The organism is Streptomyces sp. 17_S59, from assembly GCF_056930295.1.
Window position 1 is genome coordinate 1 of the sequence record NZ_JBXOWD010000001.1, and the last position, 16,850, is coordinate 16,850.

The 16,850-nt window shown below is 71.3% G+C and carries 14 protein-coding genes; 6 read left to right on the forward strand and 8 right to left on the reverse strand.

What is annotated here, in order from left to right; translation table 11 throughout:
* From AC1Z4A_RS00005 to tpg, 3 genes are all read left to right on the forward strand, one after another.
* Positions 1-2,060, forward strand: a 2,060-nt coding sequence (locus AC1Z4A_RS00005) for a helicase associated domain-containing protein (RefSeq protein ID WP_483675714.1), incomplete at its 5' end; no start/stop codon positions are given.
* 139 nt (positions 2,061-2,199) lie between these two features.
* The gene (locus tag AC1Z4A_RS00010; protein ID WP_483675715.1) at positions 2,200-2,676 is read left to right on the forward strand and encodes a GNAT family N-acetyltransferase; all 477 of its coding nucleotides are present in this window, start codon (positions 2,200-2,202) and stop codon (positions 2,674-2,676) included.
* Between the two features lie 574 nt (positions 2,677-3,250).
* Positions 3,251-3,877, forward strand: a complete 627-nt coding sequence (gene tpg / locus AC1Z4A_RS00015; protein ID WP_483675716.1) for a telomere-protecting terminal protein Tpg — start codon at positions 3,251-3,253, stop codon at positions 3,875-3,877.
* 32 nt (positions 3,878-3,909) lie between these two features.
* On the opposite strand, the gene AC1Z4A_RS00020 is transcribed toward tpg, so the two are convergent.
* The 6 genes from AC1Z4A_RS00020 to AC1Z4A_RS00045 all read right to left on the reverse strand — a co-directional run bounded on the left by AC1Z4A_RS00020 (position 3,910) and on the right by AC1Z4A_RS00045 (position 11,361).
* The gene (locus tag AC1Z4A_RS00020; protein ID WP_483675717.1) at positions 3,910-4,722 is read right to left on the reverse strand and encodes a hypothetical protein; all 813 of its coding nucleotides are present in this window, start codon (positions 4,720-4,722) and stop codon (positions 3,910-3,912) included.
* Positions 4,719-6,437, reverse strand: coding sequence for a transposase (locus tag AC1Z4A_RS00025; RefSeq protein WP_483683457.1), 1,719 nt, complete (start codon positions 6,435-6,437; stop codon positions 4,719-4,721). Before AC1Z4A_RS00025 ends, AC1Z4A_RS00020 begins: the two co-directional genes overlap by 4 nt.
* A gap of 188 nt (positions 6,438-6,625) precedes the next feature.
* Positions 6,626-7,033: a TniB family NTP-binding protein gene (locus AC1Z4A_RS00030; RefSeq protein ID WP_483675718.1), complete on the reverse strand. Its 408-nt coding sequence runs from the start codon at positions 7,031-7,033 to the stop codon at positions 6,626-6,628.
* Positions 7,034-7,040: 7 nt separating this feature from the next.
* Positions 7,041-8,078: a transposase family protein gene (locus tag AC1Z4A_RS00035; protein ID WP_483675719.1), complete on the reverse strand. Its 1,038-nt coding sequence runs from the start codon at positions 8,076-8,078 to the stop codon at positions 7,041-7,043.
* A gap of 486 nt (positions 8,079-8,564) precedes the next feature.
* Positions 8,565-9,305, reverse strand: a complete 741-nt coding sequence (locus AC1Z4A_RS00040) for a BPL-N domain-containing protein (protein WP_483675720.1) — start codon at positions 9,303-9,305, stop codon at positions 8,565-8,567.
* Positions 9,306-9,339: 34 nt separating this feature from the next.
* Positions 9,340-11,361 carry a Pls/PosA family non-ribosomal peptide synthetase gene (locus tag AC1Z4A_RS00045; RefSeq protein ID WP_483675721.1) on the reverse strand — a complete coding sequence of 674 codons (2,022 nt, stop codon included), beginning with the start codon at positions 11,359-11,361 and terminating at the stop codon, positions 9,340-9,342.
* Between the two features lie 205 nt (positions 11,362-11,566).
* On the opposite strand from AC1Z4A_RS00045, the gene AC1Z4A_RS00050 reads away from it, so the two are divergent.
* From AC1Z4A_RS00050 to AC1Z4A_RS00060, 3 genes are all read left to right on the forward strand, one after another.
* Positions 11,567-12,316, forward strand: coding sequence for a transposase (locus AC1Z4A_RS00050; RefSeq protein WP_483675722.1), 750 nt, complete (start codon positions 11,567-11,569; stop codon positions 12,314-12,316).
* A gap of 184 nt (positions 12,317-12,500) precedes the next feature.
* The gene (locus AC1Z4A_RS00055; protein WP_483675723.1) at positions 12,501-14,219 is read left to right on the forward strand and encodes an amidohydrolase; all 1,719 of its coding nucleotides are present in this window, start codon (positions 12,501-12,503) and stop codon (positions 14,217-14,219) included.
* Between the two features lie 52 nt (positions 14,220-14,271).
* Positions 14,272-15,270 (forward strand): helix-turn-helix transcriptional regulator, encoded by a 999-nt coding sequence (locus AC1Z4A_RS00060; protein WP_483675724.1) that lies wholly within the window; start codon positions 14,272-14,274, stop codon positions 15,268-15,270.
* A 103-nt stretch (positions 15,271-15,373) separates the two neighbouring features.
* On the opposite strand, the gene AC1Z4A_RS00065 is transcribed toward AC1Z4A_RS00060, so the two are convergent.
* Positions 15,374-16,030, reverse strand: coding sequence for a transglycosylase SLT domain-containing protein (locus tag AC1Z4A_RS00065; RefSeq protein ID WP_483675725.1), 657 nt, complete (start codon positions 16,028-16,030; stop codon positions 15,374-15,376).
* Positions 16,031-16,477: 447 nt separating this feature from the next.
* Positions 16,478-16,717, reverse strand: a complete 240-nt coding sequence (locus tag AC1Z4A_RS00070; protein ID WP_483675726.1) for a hypothetical protein — start codon at positions 16,715-16,717, stop codon at positions 16,478-16,480.
* Positions 16,718-16,850 lie beyond the last annotated feature (133 nt).

Here is a 16,850-nt window from a genome sequence, read left to right on the forward strand (position 1 = left end):
TCCCGATCGGCTTCCGGCTCTACCTCACCGCCACGCCCCGCATCCTGGCCTCGCCGCGGCCGCAGAAGGGCAAGGACGGGCGCGAGCTGGAGATCGCCTCCATGGCCTCCGACCCGGCTGGCCCGTACGGCGAGTGGATCTACGAGCTGGGGCTGTCGGAGGCGATCACGCGCGAGATCCTCGCCGGATTCGAGATCGATGTGCTGGAGATCCGCGATCCCTCACCCGTCCTCGGGCTGTCCGAGGGGGCGCTGCGGGGCCGGCGCCTGGCCCTGCTGCAGACCGCGCTCCTGGAGCACGCAGCCCGGCACAACCTGAAGACGGTGATGACGTTCCACCAGCGGGTCGAGGAGGCGGCCGCGTTCGCGGAGAAGCTGCCCGTCACCGCCGCCGAGCTGTACGCCACGGAAACGTCCGACGAGGACCTGGCGGCCGCCGAGAAGCTGCCCGCATCGTCCATCGACGCCGGGTTCTACGAGCTGGGCAGCGGCCGTCACGTGCGGCCGGACCGCATCTGGGCGGCATGGCTGTGCGGCGACCACCTCGTCGCCGAGCGCCGCGAGACCATCCGGCAGTTCGCCAACGGCGTCGACGCCGGCGGCCGCGGCGTGCACCGCGCCTTCCTCGCCTCGGTGAGGGTCCTGGGCGAGGGCGTGGACATCGTCGGGACACGGGGCGTGGAGGCGATCTGCTTTGCCGACACCCGCGGCTCCCAGGTGGAGATCGTGCAGAACATCGGCCGGGCGCTGAGGCCGAACCCGGACGGCACCGCCAAGACGGCCAGGATCATCGTGCCGGTCTTCCTCCACTCCGACGAGAGCCCCAACGACATGGTCGCGTCGGCTTCGTTCGCCCCCCTTGTCGCGGTGCTCCAGGGCTTGCGCTCACACGACGAGCGCCTGGTCGAGCAGCTCGCCTCCCGGGCGCTGTCCCGCAGCAAGCAGGAACGGCGGGTGCATGTGAAGCGCGACGAGGAAGGCCGGATCGTCGGGGCCGGCGGCGAAGGCGAGGACCAGGAGCACGAGGACGGCACCGAGGCCGCGGTGGAGTCGGCACTGCTGCACTTCTCCAGCCCACGCGACGCGGCCACGATCGCTGCCTTCCTGCGCACGCGGGTCTACCGGCCGGAAAGCCTGGTGTGGCTGGAGGGCTACCAGGCCCTGCGCCGCTGGCGCCAGGAGAACGGCATCACCGGCCTGCACGCTGTCCCCTACGACACCGAGGTCGAACTCGGCGTCACCACAGCGTTCCCGCTGGGACACTGGGTCCACGAACAGCGCAAGGCACTGCGGGCGGGAGAACTGGAAGAGCACCGCAAGGAGCAGCTCGACGCCGAGGGGATGGTATGGGAGCCGGGCGAAGAAGCATGGGAGAAGAAACTCGCCGTGCTGCGATCGTACCAACGCGTCCACGGGCACCTCGCCCCGCGGCAGGACGCGGTCTGGGGCGGCGCGGAGGGCGAACTCGTGCCCATCGGGCAGCACATGGCCAACCTGCGCAGGAAGGGCGGCCTGGGCAAAGACCCGGAGCGCGCCGCCGTCCGCGCGCAGCAACTGGCGGCCATCGACCCCGACTGGGCGTGCCCGTGGCCGCTGGACTGGCAACGCCACTACCGCGTCCTCGCCAACCTCGCCGAAGACGAACCCGGCGGCACCCTGCCCGAGATCCAGCCGGGCGTCCTGTTCGAGGGCGACGATCTCGGACGATGGCTCGAACGGCAGGCGAACTCATGGGCGCAGCTGCTGGAAGAGCAGCAGCAGCGACTGTCAGCGCTGGGAGTGAAACCCGCCGAGCGGCCCGCTGCGGCCCTAACGGACAAGGGAAGCAGTAGGGGGAAAGCGTCCGCAGCCTTCCAGCGGGGCATGGCAGCCCTCGCGCAGTACATCACCCGCGAAGGCCACCACCGCATCCCCAGAAACCACACAGAGCAGATCGCGGTCGAGGACGAACCCGTCTCCGTGCGACTGGGGGTGTTTATGAGCAACACCAAATCGAGGCGCGACAAGCTCACCCAGGAGCAGCGGACCGCGCTGACGGAGCTGGGCATCGAATGGGCATGAAGGACGGAGCCGCCGAAACAGAGCCGGGCGATCGGTGGGACACAACGCAGGGCCGTACCAGCCAGCGGCCTTTGAAGAACTCAGGCGCGGAGCGGCTGAAGCGGCCACCGGGCCGACGGATCTGCGCCACGATGAAGCCGTGGATGACATCGCTTGCCGCCCTGCCCAGCCCCATGAGTTAGCCGCTGTCGCCGAGCTTCGATGGCGGTGGGTGCAAGAGCTCTACGGAACGCCCGGTACCACACTGGACGAGTTCACGCCCCGATTCGTGGCATGGGCCCGGAAGGCCGAGTCCTCGCACCGGTGCATGGTGATGGTCCGCGACGATGCTGTCATCGGCATGGCCTGGCTGGCCATCACGCAGCGCGTGCCGCATCCGCGCGCAACCGAGCGGACGTCCGGCGACGTGCAGTGCATGTACATCGTGCCGGATGAACGAGGCCGAGGCCTGGGCGGCGAGCTGATCGAAGCGGTCCTGGCACTGGCGAGTGATCTCGGCCTTGAGCGGGTGACCGTTTACTCCAGCGACCGGGCGGTCCCGGTGTACTCCCGGCATGGCTTCGAAGTCTCTGCGCGCCTGCTCCAGGCCGAAGTCGGGCACGGCCACGCGGGGTGACACCGGGCACGGCCGGCCGCCAGCAGCTGAACCGACTCCCTCCTGCGGAAAATGATCACCGTGCGCGGGGGGCGGGCCACGCGCAGCACCCGCTATACGTGCAGACCACACTGCCGACGGCTGCTCCATGGCCGCTGGCCGTACCCACAGAATGCCCCGCTTGCAGACACACAGGGTTCGCAAGCGGCAGGGACAAACTCGGGGACTACTTGAGGTCTGGTTCCTTCCCCGGCACTTCGGCTGCCGGTTGTGTGGTCTCACCCTCACGCTGGGAGAACTGGAGCTCGCCGACATCAGGGGTCGGGTGCTCAACGACTCCGAGGAATCCGACGAGCTCGACCCTGACTGGGAACCGGATTTCGAGACGTCCTAGGCGGTCATGCAGCAGTTTCTATCTCTACGTACGAGGAGGCTCAGGCGGGAGCTCTGCCCGGGGTGGTCTCCAGCTCACGGTCGGCGGCGTCCTTCCTGACCCGCGCCGTCAGCCTGTCGCCGGTGCTCCCCCAGGGGCTCTAGCCTGCGTCAACCGGCGCTGTCTCGAGAATGCAGGAACTGGCAGGCAGGGGCGGGCGGTGTGGGAGAACTGACACTACGGGCTGCGGGGTGCTGGCCCTGCCGGCTGGCCGCTTGGAGAGGCGGACGTGGGACAGATCGAAGAGGGACTGGAGCGTGCGTTGCGCACGCGGCCCGTTCCCTCAAGCACCAGGGCCCGCCTGCGTTTTTTGCTGGCGGCGCACCAAGGCCCCCCCCCCGGAGGGTAGCCGCCGTGCTGGGGGTGTCGCAGCGCACTGTGCAGCGGTGGGTGACGAAGAAGCCCGGAGCACGTCGTCCGCCGGGTCCGATGCAGGCCCGGACGATCGAGGAAGAGGTCCTGGCTCGGTGGCAGCCCCGGATACGGGCCCGTCGGCGTGCTCAGGCCGAGGCGGAAGGCTTCGTCTTCCATACCCGGGCGCGATTCGGGTTCGCCGCGCCAGCAGGGTCCTCGGACGATCCGCGAGTGCGGCGGATCACCCAGTACCTGCCGGGAGAGGTAGCCCGGGAGCTGTTCGCCGCCCGGGATGCCGCCGCGGGCGAGCAGCAGCAAACGGTGATCCTGGCCCGCGCGCTGGGACACGTCTACTTTCGCGCATGGGGCCGCCGCGCCCACGGTCTGCACATCGCCTTCAGCAACGTCGAGTTCGCCGACTTCTCGATCGGATGAGCCTGCCCCTTCGAGCGAACGCGTCAGGGTGTTCAGCGTCGCGAGGGCCTGGCACGCCTGGCCGGCATCGCTTCGTGCCTCTCAGCTTCCTGCCGCTCGCGCCAGTCCCACTCCACACGGCCAACCGGGCCTTGGCGGCGGGTCGCGGGCGGCTGAGGCGGGCGCAGCCTGGCCGTCTCCGCCACGCGCAGCAGGTGCCCACGGTCACCTGGCGCGGCGAGCAGCTCCTGGTCCTCGCCGGATACGAGCCGGGTGAAGCAGGCCGCGGCCCGCAGGAAGACGCCCGCCCAGGGCGGTACGGGGTAGGCGGCGCAGCCGTCGGTGTAGCGGGCACGGTCGTGCAGGGCGAGCGTGGCCGCGGCAGCGTCGTAGTCGTGGGGGCGGGCGGTGGCGAGTTGCTGGAGGGAGGCGCCAGTGAGCAGCGCGGCGGCGACGGCTGCGGCCAGGCGGGGATGTGCGGTCGCCGCGTGCAGCCGGTGGGCGACCTTCTGGGCGGTGTGCGCGGCGAGAGGACCGGGTGGTGGGCGGTGCCGCCAGATGATCGGGGGCGGCGTGCACGGGGCGGAGCAGGGGCGGGGGCTGTCGTAGGAGACGAGGCGGTCCAGTGCGGGCAGGGTGAGCCACCGGTCAGCCGACCCGGCGGGCTCGTCTGCAGGCGGGGGTTCGGCGACAGGCGTGCCGTAGTAGTGGCGGCGGGCTGCCTCGAAGCCGGCACCGCCGTGGATGCACATCATCGCGCGGGCAGCGACGGTGTCGGCGATGTTCTCGCGGGCGGTGAGCAGGGCGCGGGTGGTGACCACGGAGGCGTCGGGCAGGTCGACGTACTGGTAGGTGGCCGCAGTCACGAGGCGTCTCCGTCTTCGTCGGTGGTGGAGGGTATGGCCCGTCCGGCCGGGCCGTCGGGGACTGCAGGGGCGGAGTCACGGCCTGGCGGGAGCGGGGCGGGGCGGGCCGGCGTGGTCAGCGCGGCCAGAGAGGGCGGGGTGCGCCAGTCGGCTGGTGGCGCAGCGTGCGGGATGACGTCCGGCAGCGCGAGCTGCGACAGGCTGGTGCCGGCACTCCGGGCGAGTTCGTCCCCGGCCTGCGCGGCGGTGAGGGCTCCCAGCCGCTGGGCCGGCCCGGCCGTGGTGGCCGGGGCGAAGCGCTGTCGGCGCAGCGTCTCGGCGGCTTTCACCTCCGCTCGCAGACGTCGGGCACGCTCCGCCCGGGCTGTGCGCAGGGCCCCGAGTTGTTCGGGGGTGGCTTCGTCCGCGAGGTGCGCGGGCCCGAGATACCTGCCGCTTGCGTCACAGACATCGATCTCGTGATCGTGGTGCGGCATGTAGCGCACGGTGACGGTACGGCCAGCCTGGCCGGTCATCCACGGGGCGATGTAGGTGCGCCCGCGCCACCGCACGCCGTGGCTGGTCAGCTTCCGCGGGCGGCCGTCGTCCTCGAGGGTGAAGGTCCACAGGTCGGCGGCGGGGATGTCGGTGACAGGGGTCGGGTCGGCCTGCCATGCCTCAAGCGGCGTACGGCCGGACAGCGCCTTGGGACGGTGCTCGGTGTTCCACCAGTGTGTCCAGGCCAGCACCTCCGCTGTGAAGTCCTGAAACGACATGGCACCGGACGTGTCCGGCCTGCGGCCCGCGCCCTTGCTTCGCCGGCCGGAGCGGAGCTTCGTGGGCGTGAGGGTGTAGCCGGGCAGGGCCGCGAACAGCATCCGGTCGACGGCTCGGTTGAGGTTTTCCACCGTTCCTTTGGGATGGGGGCTGTAGGCGGGCAGGTCCTTCACCGTCACGCCCATCGTTCCGAACGCCGTAGTGACGGCGGTGGACAGGAAGTCCTTGCCCCGGTCCACCCGCACCTGCTCCGGTGTCCCTCCCGCGGGGCCGTAGGGCTCCTCACGCAGAACAGCGGCACGCAGCGCGGCCAGCACGGAGGCGCGGGAAGGGACGCCAGGAGTGACCGCGGTGCCGGTGATGACTTTGGTGGCGGTGTCGATGAACCAGGTCACCCACGGGCGCACCAGGTCGCCGTCGGCATCGACCAGCAGCGGTGCCTGGACGTGATCGGCCTGCCAGACGTGATTGCGCCAGGAGGCCGCCCGCTTACCGAAGACGTCGTGCGCGCGTGCCGCGTCCGGTCCCGCGGCGAGACCGGCCCGCTCCGCCGCGGTGAGATCACGACGCACCGCACGCAGGAACGTCGACAGCGACGGAGGCGGGTCCAGCAACGGCACCGCGGCCGGCAGGGCGCCCGCGGGAGAAGCCGCGGATTCGGCCGTGGTCGTCGGCTGACCGTCACTGCCGTGTGGGCCGGTCTCGGCCCGGGCCACCAACCGGCGGTGGACCGCGGAAGCGTTGCCGTGCCAGTACGCCAGCAGCACCCGGATCTCCCTGGTGATCTCGAACCGGTCACCGCTGCGTTCCCCGGGGCGCAGCGCGGCCTGAGGCGACCGGGAGGCCTCAGCCAGCCACCGCCACACCGTCCGCTCCGACACGCCCAGGCACTCCCCGGCCAGGCGCACATGCTCCCGCGACAGCCGCCGCTCGGCGCGCAGCGCCAGCAGACGACGCACCGCCGGCGCCCGCAACGCCGTCAACGACTCCTCCCCCAGAACACCGGCCGGATCCTCCGGCGGCTCCATCGGCTGCCCGTCCACGCCATGCCCCTTCGTTCTCGTCCGCTTCCATGAGCACGCCTTCGTTCACTTGGCCTGGAACCAGGTGAAGGCCCTGTACACGAGCCTTTCGAGCAGCCGGACCGTCACGGATAGGGGCCAAGACGCGCACATGCCTGCTCGATCAGCTCCCGGTCCACACGCCTTGCGGGGTCGCGCTCGCGCGCGGCGTAGACATGCGACGTGATCTTCGCCCACGTGCGGAAATTGCCGCGCGCTATCCGCTCGTCCACCCGCGCCAGGTCGTCGGGTTCCGCCTGCGCCCACACGGGATGCAACAGGCTCAGTGTCTGCGGCACCTGAGACGGCTCGAGCCGGCCGACCTGGTGCCAGGTCAGCACGCGCGAGCGCAGCGCCGAAGCGCGGGCCAGGGCCCGTTCGCTTCCCGCGCCGCACAGCACCAGCGCCGCCGCACAGCCCGGCGCGTCCCACAACTGCCGCAGGTAATCCAACAGCGGCGGCGTCAGCCGCTGGGCGTCATCGACAAACAGCACACCCGGCTCAGCCAATGCCCGCATCAGAGCCTGGCTGGCCGGCACAGCCCGGTGCGGCAGAGCACCCGACGGCAGCCCCAGCGCCCTCGCACAGCGAGGCCCGCAGCTGTGGCAGACCGGGCGCCACGCCGGCCACCGCCCGCCACGCCGGCACCCGGACAGGAAGGAGATGCAACGCCTGCTCGACCGCGACCGTCTTCCCCAGGCCCGTGTCCCCGTACACACAGCACATCCCGCGGGCCGCGACCGTATGACCCACCGCCCCCACGACAGCGGCCACCTGCCGTGTGGACACCAGGCGGGCCTCTGGCACGTACAACCGCACACCGCCGCCCCGCGCGCCCGCATCCACGGCACCACCCTCTGGGACAGGCGCGTCAGCGGGCGGCCCGTCGGCAACCAGCGGACCACCCGCCCCGTCCATGAGCCCCAAATCCGCCAGTGCCCGGTCATACCGGCTCGGCTCCAGCCCCACCCGGGCACCTGCCGGGCGCGCCACCTCAAGAACCCGGCCCGCCCCCAGATCCCGCTTGATCACGCGGTGCAGTGTCGGCAGCGAAGGCACACACTCCGCACCCCACCCTTCCACCGCCCCCTCTTCCTGGGCCCGGAGCATCCTGCGCCGCAACTCCGCGACGTTCCCGCCCGCCTGAGCCAGGACCTCCCACAACGCGTCACTCAGCGAAAACCCGTCCTGCCGCGGCCGCGCCTCGACAAGACCACGGCGTCCATCGGCCAGCCACCGCCACACCGTCCGCTCCGACACCCCCGCCAGCTCCGCCGCGATCCGCACATGCAGCGCAGTCAGCGTCCCCTCCCCGTCCACCGCGAGAAGCCGCCGCACCACCACGCCCCGCGCCAACGACACACCACCCGCCGGCACAACAACAGCCGACCCCGCCCCGCCCTCGGCCCCACCCGCCGTCCCGTGAACCGTCATAGAGCCCAGCCCACCCGAACCGGCCAGCCCCTCACACAGGAACAGCGAAAGCCATGACAGCCAGCAACCAACCTGCCAGCCACCCCACAACAGCCGCTTGGTCACCCCATGACAGCAACCACAGCCCCGTCCTGCACCCACTACCAGGACAGCTACCCTGCGATTCCGGTGACACCCACCCACTGCCACCCCACCACCCACTCACACTGGCGTGAGGATGCGACTCCTGGCCAGCGGTTCGCTTCGTGGGTTCGCCCTCCAGGCCAGTGACGGGTCAGGCGGCCACGGAGTTCAACTCGTCCCGTGGTGCAGGGAAGGCCAGCGCCTCCTCGTAGCGACGGCCCGTCCGGAGGCAGTGGTAGAGCTGTCCGATCATGCGGTTGAAGAGGTTGCGCTGGGCGGCGGCGTGCCAGTCGCCCCAGACCCAGGCTGCCCAGCCGCCCCCGCCTCAGGCACCCCGCTACGACGTCGGCAAAACCGTCCGCCGCGAGAAGACCCTCATGCGGTTCGACGGGCCGGGCTCTGCGCGCAGACTGCCACACGGTCCCGGAGCCCGCGCGCCCGGCACCTGTATGGGTCACTCCGGCACGCTCACTCCAGCACCGCGCCCGCGAGGTCGAGGCCCAGGTCGTGGCCGTGGTGGACGGGGAGGCCGACGTCGGTGAACCAGTCGTCGGTGGCCTCCGGGTGCGGCCCCACGACCCCGACGCGGCCCGCGCCGAAGGGGGCGACGAGTGCGGCGACCGTGCCGTTCGTATAGGTGGCCAGGACCGTCGAGTGCGCGCCCGGGTCGAGGAGGAACTGCGGACCGTCCTGGAAGAACAGGGTGCGGCGCAGGCCGCGCCAGTCCACGTCGACCAGTGTGTTGCTCTCGTCCTGGACGGTGGCGCCCGGTGAGCCGATGTACTGGTCGGTGTCGCCGGGCAGCAGGCCGAACCCCGGGGTGGCCCCGGCCAGATAGCCGCCGAGGCAGAAGCCCAGATAGCGGCCGCCGCCGTGGACGTAGCCGCGGATGGCCTCGCGCTGCCGTCTGAGGTGCCGGTACGCGTGGGACAGCGTGCCGCCGCCCGGCTGGGCGTACACCCACGCCTGGGCCAGCGATTCGGCCGACAGCGGTACGGCCTCGTGCGGGCCGGTGTAGCGGATGTCCAGGTCCCACGGCCCGGCGGCCAGCAGCCGGGCCACCGCTTCCGGGCAGCCGGGCAGGGTGGCCGGTCCGCGGTAGACGAGCGCCAGCGGGCGCTCGCCGGCGGCCCGGACGGGGACGTCGACGGGGGCGCTCCTGCTGCCGAACGCCCGGCGGAGGGAATCGAGGATGCCGTTGAGTGCCATGAGTGCTGCCTCACCGCCCGTGTCCGGTCGGCGTTCACCGGTGGCGGGGTCCGGGCGCGTGCTCGCGGCCGACGTCCCGGTGGGCCACGCCCTGGGCCGGGATGCCGCGCCAGCTCGTGCCCGGCGTGAGGTGCTCGCCCTTCATGAGCAGCGACAGCGCGTCGAGCCAGACGCCCTCGCCGACCACGCCGTCGTAGAGCACGATCGCCCGGGTGCCGATGCTGGTGCCCGCCTGGAGGGTGACCGTCGACATCTTCATGACACGGTCTTCGAACAGGTGTGTCTGCAACGATACGCCCGTGCCCACCGCGGCGTCATCGCCGATGTCCACCAGGTCGAACTCGGTGAGGTAGGTGGTGCTGATCCAGGTGCGTCTGCCGATACGGGCGCCGAACCAGCGCAGCACCGGCGGCAGGAACGGGGTCCCGGTCAGGGCGGCCACCCCGGCCGGTACGGCGGCCGCCTCGAAGAGGCCGGTGACGAACTCCGTACGCCGCACGAAGAGGCTCCACAGCGGCTCGACCCGCGGCCGGTAGACCCCGGCGACCAGGCGCTTGACCACCGCGCAGTAGGCGATCACACCGAGGCCCACGCTCATCAGCAGGACCGGCGCCACGAGTACGGGGAGCAGGAGGCCCGGCAGACGGACCAGGCCGGCGAGCGCCAGCACGTACAGGAACAGGCTCGTGCCCAGCACCGACGCGGGCATGGTGGCGCGGAAGAACTCGATGCCCAGCCGCTGGAGGACCGCCTTGCGGGTCGGCGTGAACGTCAGCTCTTCGGGGAAGGCGCCGCTGCTCTGGCGCACCGGCAGGTGGATCGCGGGCGACCCCAGCCACGAGGTGCCCGCCGGCACCTCCTCCCGCGGCGGCACCGTGCCCACGCCGACGAGGGAGCCCGGCCCCGTCCGGGTGCCGGCCGGTACGCACGCGGCGTTGCCGACGAACGCCCGCCGGCCCACCTCGGTGGGCCCGAACGAGACGCGTCCGGCCGCGAAGGAAGCGGCACCGATGCTGGCCATGTCCGCGACGAAGCTGCCGTCGCCGAGGGTGAGCAGGCCCGGGTCGAGGTGCGCGGCGGTGGAGACCTCCGCGCCCCGCCCGATCCGCGCGCCGAGGACCCGCAGCCACGGCACGGTGTAGAGCGTGGCGTAGAGGGAATTGGTGAACGCCAGGCTGAACTCCAGGAGCTTGTCCGCCAGCCACTTGCGCACGCCCAGCGAGGACCGCAGCGGCCGGACACCGGCCGGCGGGGTGGGCAGGACCAGGCGTTTGCCGACGGCGACCGCGCAGCACACGGTCAGCACGTACACCGGGCCGGACAGCAGCGAGACGAGGAGTGCCGCCCAGGAGCCCCGGACGAGCAGGGACCACCACACCAGCACCAAGCTCGGCACGATCATGGCGAGCACGCCGGCCTCCAGGGCCGCGAGGCCGAGCAGCGCGGCGGCGAGGTGCCGCGGCCGCCACCGGCCGGCGTCGCCGTCGGCGCGCAGCATGGCCTCCACGTCGGGGGAGAGCGCGTCCGTCGGGCCCGGCGGCGACCCGGCCCAGCGGGCCCCGGGGGGAATCGCCTCTCCCTGGCCGATCACCGACTGCTCGCCGAGCCCCGACCCGGCCCCCATGCGGGCGCCGGGTTCGAGGACCGCGTTGGCGCCCACGTAGCACCGCGGGCCGATCTCGATCGGGGCGACCGTCACCCAGCCGTCCGCCACGCGCCACGGGTGCAGGGTGGCGCCGTAGCCGATCGCGGAATCACCGCCGACCCGCAGCAGCGTGGGCAGCGACAGGGCGTTCGTCGCGATCGTGGTGCGGGGTCCGACGCGCGCGCCGAGCAGGCGCAGGTACGCGGCCATCATGGGCGAACCGCTCAGCACCGGCAACGGACTGAGGCTCAGCAGCAGGCCCAGCGACCACAGCCGGAGGTAGGTCCTGCCCCACAGCCGGTAGCGGCCCGGCCGGATGCCCGCGGCGAGGGTGTGGAGACTGGGCAGGTCGTCCTGCCGGACGGCGTCGAGCCAGTCGGGCAGGCGCTCGCCTTGGCGCTCGGTGAGCATGGTCGCGAAGGAGCGGACGTGCCCGGTGAGGGCGTCGGATTCGGGGCAGTGCGTCCGGACAGCCTTGAGCTGGAGTTGCTCGGTCTCAGTAAGGATCTTCAGGGTGGCCCCTGATCAGGTGACGGCGGCAGGGCCGTAACAGGCGAGGCCCCTGGGCTGTTGGCCGAGATGTCTGACGTCTCAACACTGCAGCCTGGGGGCCTCGTTGGTCATCTATCCTTGCGCACTGGACCTGCCGCATGCGCTCGTGGAGTGGGTCACGATGCTGATCGTCACCCGCGAGGGTGACCGACGCTGCAAACTGCGGCCCTCCCAGCGAGCTCTGGTAGCGCTGGTGTACTTGCGCGAGCACATCACCCTGGCCAAGCCCGCCGCAGGCTTCCGGATCAGCGAGAGCATCGCCCACACCTACGTACGCAGCGTGACCACTCTCCTCGCCGAACGGGCCCCGTCGCTTGCCAGAGCCCCGCGGAAGGCACGTCCCGAGTACGTGCTGGTGGACGGTACGATCGCCGGGTGCGACCGCGTCGGCGACCGGGAGAACCACTATTCCGGCAAGGCCAGACGGCACGGCGTGAACATCCAGGCCGTCACCGGACCTGCCGGTGAACTCCTCTGGTACTCGCCGGCCTTGCCGGGCCGGACCGTCGACATCACCGCGGCCCGCACCCACCAGATCGTCACCATCTGTGAACGCTTGAAGGTCCCGGTCCTGGCGGACAAAGCCTACGAAGGGGCCGGCGGGACCTTCTGCACACCGTTCAAACGGCACTGCGGACGCGACCTCACCGTCAAACAGGAGGCCGTCAACCGGGCACATGCCCGGCTGCGAATGCCGGTCGAGAGAGCCTTTGCCCGCCTCAAGTGCTGGCGCCTCTTCCGGAAAGCCCGATGCAGCCCGAACCGGCTCACGTCAATGGTCCAGGCCGTCCTCGCCCTCGAGCAGCACCGCTGAAGATCCTTAGTGGTCCCCACGCTAAGGGCCACCACTGACAACCGGCTCCCGACGGACGAAGGCTCAGTCCGGACCGGCCCGGCATCGGTTGGATGACCGATGTGCGCGGACGCAGCCCGGGTGCACAGTGCTGTCGGCTTCCCGGCTCATTCCGCCGGAGCCTCCGTCAGCAGCCCCTGGCAGATTGGACATCACTGTGCCCGGCACTCCGGCAGATCTCGCCTTCGTCAACGGTTCGGTCCTCACCGTGGACTCCCGCTTCGCCGTCGCCTCCGCCCTGGCGGTCACCGACGGTCTCGTCAGCGCGGTCGGCGGCCGGGCCGAGGTCATGGCGCACGCCGGTCCCGCCACCCGGATCGTCGACCTCGGCGGCGGGACCCTCCTGCCCGGCATCAACGACTCGCACCTGCACGGCTGCGCCCTCGGGCTGACCATGCCCCCGCTGTCCGTCGACGTCTCGCACCCCGCCGTACGGTCGCTGGCCGACGTGGCCGAGGCCGTGCGGAAAGCCGCCGCGACGAGCCCCGCCGGGGAGTGGATCACCGGCCACGGGTGGGACGCCGGCTACCTCGCCGAGTGCGTCGCCGAGCCTTCCCGGTTGCCCTCCCGGCACGACCTGGACGCCGTCAGCCCGCACCACCCCGTCCTGCTGTACTCCGCCACCGGCCACGCCACCTGGGTCAACTCCGCGGCGCTCGCGCGGGCCGGCGTGGACCGGAACACCCCCGTCCCGCCCGGAGGGGTCATCGTCACCGACGCGGACGGCGAGCCCGCCGGCCTCCTTCAGGAGGGCGCCCAGGACCTCGTCCATGGTGCGTTGCCCGCCCTCTCCCCGGAGGTGCGCGCCGACGCGATCCGGGCCACCCTGCGCACCCTCGCCCGGCTCGGCATCACCAGCTACACCGAGCCCGGCCTCGGCCCGGGCGGCGACGCCCTGATGCGCGGCGCCCTCGCCCACAGCACCCTCGGCGTCTACCGGCGCCTGCTCGCCGATGGTGAACTGACCGCGCGGGTCGGCGTGTTGCTGCTGCCGACAGGGATGACCGGCACGGCCGAGGAGTTCGTGAAGACGCTGGCAGCCATGGACGAGCCGCCGTCCACCGACCCCCGGCGCCTCGCCGTCCTCGGCGTCAAGCTGTTCGCCGACGGCATCCCGGTCAACAAGACGTCCTGGATGCACGAGCCGTACGTCGGCGGCGGCTGCGGGTCGCTGTGCGTCGGCGGGGACACCGACGACGAGCGCGTCGCCCAGATCACGGAGATGATCCGGTACACCCACGCCGCGGGGTACCAGGCCGGTGTCCACGTCACCGGCGACCGGGCCATCGACACCGTCGTCGACGCCTTCGCCGCGGCCGCCGCCGCGCAGCCCCGGACCGACGCCCGGCACTACGTCATCCACGGCGACTTCCTCACCGCCCGCAGCATGCGGACGCTGGCGCGGCACGGCTTCGGCGTCAACATGAACCCCACCATCAAATGGACCGTCGCCGACCTCGAGGAGGAGTTCGTCGGCCCGCAGCGGGCGGCGTACGAGTGGCCGTACCGGGACGCGATCGACGCCGGCGTGACCGTCACCAGCGGATCCGACGCCCCCGTCACCCTCCCCGACTGGCGGCAGGGCGTCTCCACGATGATGCTGCGCGAGTCCAGGGCCAGCAGCCGCGTCAGCGGACCCGGCCAGCGCATCCGGCTCGCCGAGGCCCTGCGCACCTACACCTCCGACGCGGCCTGGCAGGACTTCGCCGAGGACTGGAAGGGCACCCTGGAGGTGGGCAAGGTTGCCGATTTGTGTGTGCTCGCGGGCGATCTGCTGACGGCCGACCCGCACGACATCTCCGCCATGCCCGTGGTGTTCACCGCGGTCGGCGGCGACGTCGTACACGACGAACTCACCGTTTGACGCCCCGGCACCCGGTGATCATTCTGAGCGGATGACAGGCGAGGCGACACCCATGACCACTCGGTCCAGCACGACGGACGTTCTGAGCGCGGCCCTGGACGTGCGTGAGGCGGCGCGCCACGCCGTGCGGGGGAAGGGCGGTGCGGAGGCCGTCCTGACGGCGCTGTCCGCGGTGATCGACCACGACCACGCATCGCTGTCCCGCTGGGACCCGTTGCTCCGCCGCCATGTGACGCTGGCCGGCAGCTACCCGGCGGGCGCCAACCGCTATATCGAGACCCGCCTGCACGACGATCCGGCGTTCGCGCTCATGCGGCACGCGCCGGGCAGCACGAACTGGTGGCACGACGTGCCCGCCCCGGTGCGGCGGGCCTCCACCGGGTTCCAGGATGTCCTCGAACCCCTGGGCGTCCAGGACGGCGTGGCCCAGTGCCTGTTCTCCGCGGACGGCCGGTACGTGGGGATCCTCAACGTCAGCACGACGCGGGCACGGTGCGACCAGCCCGCCGTCCGGGCCGTGATGACCTTGCTGGGCGAGTGCCTCGCGGCCGTCGCCGATCCGCTCGCCGGGCACCGCTCCCCCGGGCCCGGCGGCTCCGGCCACGCCTGTGCCGTGCTCCTGCCGGACGCCGAGGACGGCGAAGGAGCAGCTCCGGTGACAGTGAGCGGGGAGCCGCTGCCCGGCCTCACGGAGGCCGGCTCCCCGCTCGTGGCCCTGCTGCGGCGGACGGCCGCACGGCGGGCGCTGCCGGCCACGGTGCTGGTGCCCTACCAGCAGCGGATGCTCGAACTGCACCTGACCCGTCGAGGAGACCGCACGGTCGTCGTGTGCCGTACGGTCGACCGGCCCGCCGCGCTATCACCGCGCGAGCTGGAAGTGCTGGCAGAACTCACCCTGGGGCGGACCAACCGGGAGATCGCCGATCGCCTGTACGTCAGCCCGCGCACCGTCGCCACCCACATCGAGCACACCCTCGCCAAACTCGGCGTCCCCAACCGCGTGGCCGCCGCGGGACGAGCCGTCGCCTGGGGCCTTGAACCGGCGCCCTGATCGGCCCGGATCGGCGAGGTAAGGGAACGCCGGAGGGCGGCGGCGCCCCGGTGCTGGGTGCCGCCGCCCTCCGGCGGTGCGATTGCGTCTGTTCCGGCGTCTGTCAGTACGCGGAGTTGACGTTGTCCATGGAGCCGTACTTGTCGGCCGCGTACGCGCAGGACGCGGTGATGTTGGCGACCGGGTCGTAGATGTTCCAGGACGTGCCCTCGACGTGATACGCCTTGAACGTCGGGTCGATGATCTGCAGCAGACCCTTGGAGGGGATGCCGGCGGCAGCGTTGACGTCCCAGTTGTTGATCGCGTTGGGGTTGCCCGTGGACTCGCGCATCACGTTGCGCTTGATGCCCTCGTAGGAGGCCGGGATGCCCTTGGCCTTCAGAATGTCCAGCGACTGCTGGATCCAGCCGTCCAGGTTGTCCGCGTACTGCTTGGGAGCCGGGGCAGCCGGAGCGGCGGGCTTGAAGGCCTTGCGCTCCGTGGAGCGGCTGGCGCGCCCGGCATCCGTCTTCGCCTTCGCCTTCGCGGCGGCATCGGCCTTGGCCTGGGTGGCGGCGGCGTCGGTGGCCTTGGCCAGCTCGGCCTGCTGCGTCTCACCGAAAGCCTCCGCGTTCCACGCGACCGTCTTCACCGCGGTGCTGTGGTCGGCGGCCGACGCCTGCGGCACCACCGCAAACGCGACAGCGGCAGCACCAGCAGCAACAATGCCGGCAGCGGACAGCTTGTGGGTCTTGGGCAGAGCGGTATAAGCAGAGCGCATAACGGAGCAGGAACCTTCCCATCGCTTACGTCGCAGAGGCCGTCATTGGCGCAAAGAGAGCGCCGTTTCTCGGTCCACGGCGCCATGCGACTCCGCAATTGTTAGCGGCGGCAGAATCCCCTGGCAAAGGCGTGACCTACGACCCGACGTCGTATCGGGAACCCACGAAACCCAGCCCAAATGTCCGAATTGAGCCGATCCTGCACCCACGACCCGCCCTCGTAGGTGACCTGGCTCTCATGGGCGGGCTCACACCCGGCCCCCATTTACCCCACCCTTCGCAAGCACACCCCTACGCTCCGCACACCCTTCGCCGCCCTCCTCGGCCGTCTTCGCATCAACGCTGTGCGACGGGACGAACACGGCCTCCAGGAAGGGTGTCCGCCCGATTGACCGCCCGGGCCCGCCGCCGCGGTCGCGGCGGCGGGATCGCCTTTCCCTGTTTCCCTATCTCCCGTATCTCGCGTGTCCCTCGGCCCGGGCTTCCGCTCGTGCCTTGACCATCGTCACCACCAGGCCGATCAACCCCAGCGTTTCCGGGCTCAGGCTCGGCGAGCAAACGGCGACGACAATGACCACGATGACAATCGTCAGCGCGTCGTATACCTGATCGGCGAGTGGGTGCCGACGGGGAGCGTTGCCCCGCCGCCTTTCCGCGTGCTTTCTCTGTCCGCCCTTCACGATCACTCCCCTGACTGTCGTGAGTGGGATACCGGCGGAGAAATGATCCGCCTAAGCGAACTGTGCAGGTATACAGACGGCCAATCAAATACAAAACGGGTTAATCACCCTTGTGTCGCAATGCTTTGACGAGGGGGCG

What these genes read in the sequence shown, in the direction of transcription:
- AC1Z4A_RS00040 (WP_483675720.1), bottom strand. Translation starts at nt 9,305, where the DNA reads ATGGCACTCAACGGCATCCTCGATTCCCTCCGCCGGGCGTTCGGCAGC.
- AC1Z4A_RS00060 (WP_483675724.1), top strand. Translation starts at nt 14,272, where the DNA reads ATGACCACTCGGTCCAGCACGACGGACGTTCTGAGCGCGGCCCTGGAC.
- AC1Z4A_RS00045 (WP_483675721.1), bottom strand. Translation starts at nt 11,361, where the DNA reads ATGCTCACCGAGCGCCAAGGCGAGCGCCTGCCCGACTGGCTCGACGCC.
- AC1Z4A_RS00065 (WP_483675725.1), bottom strand. Translation starts at nt 16,030, where the DNA reads ATGCGCTCTGCTTATACCGCTCTGCCCAAGACCCACAAGCTGTCCGCT.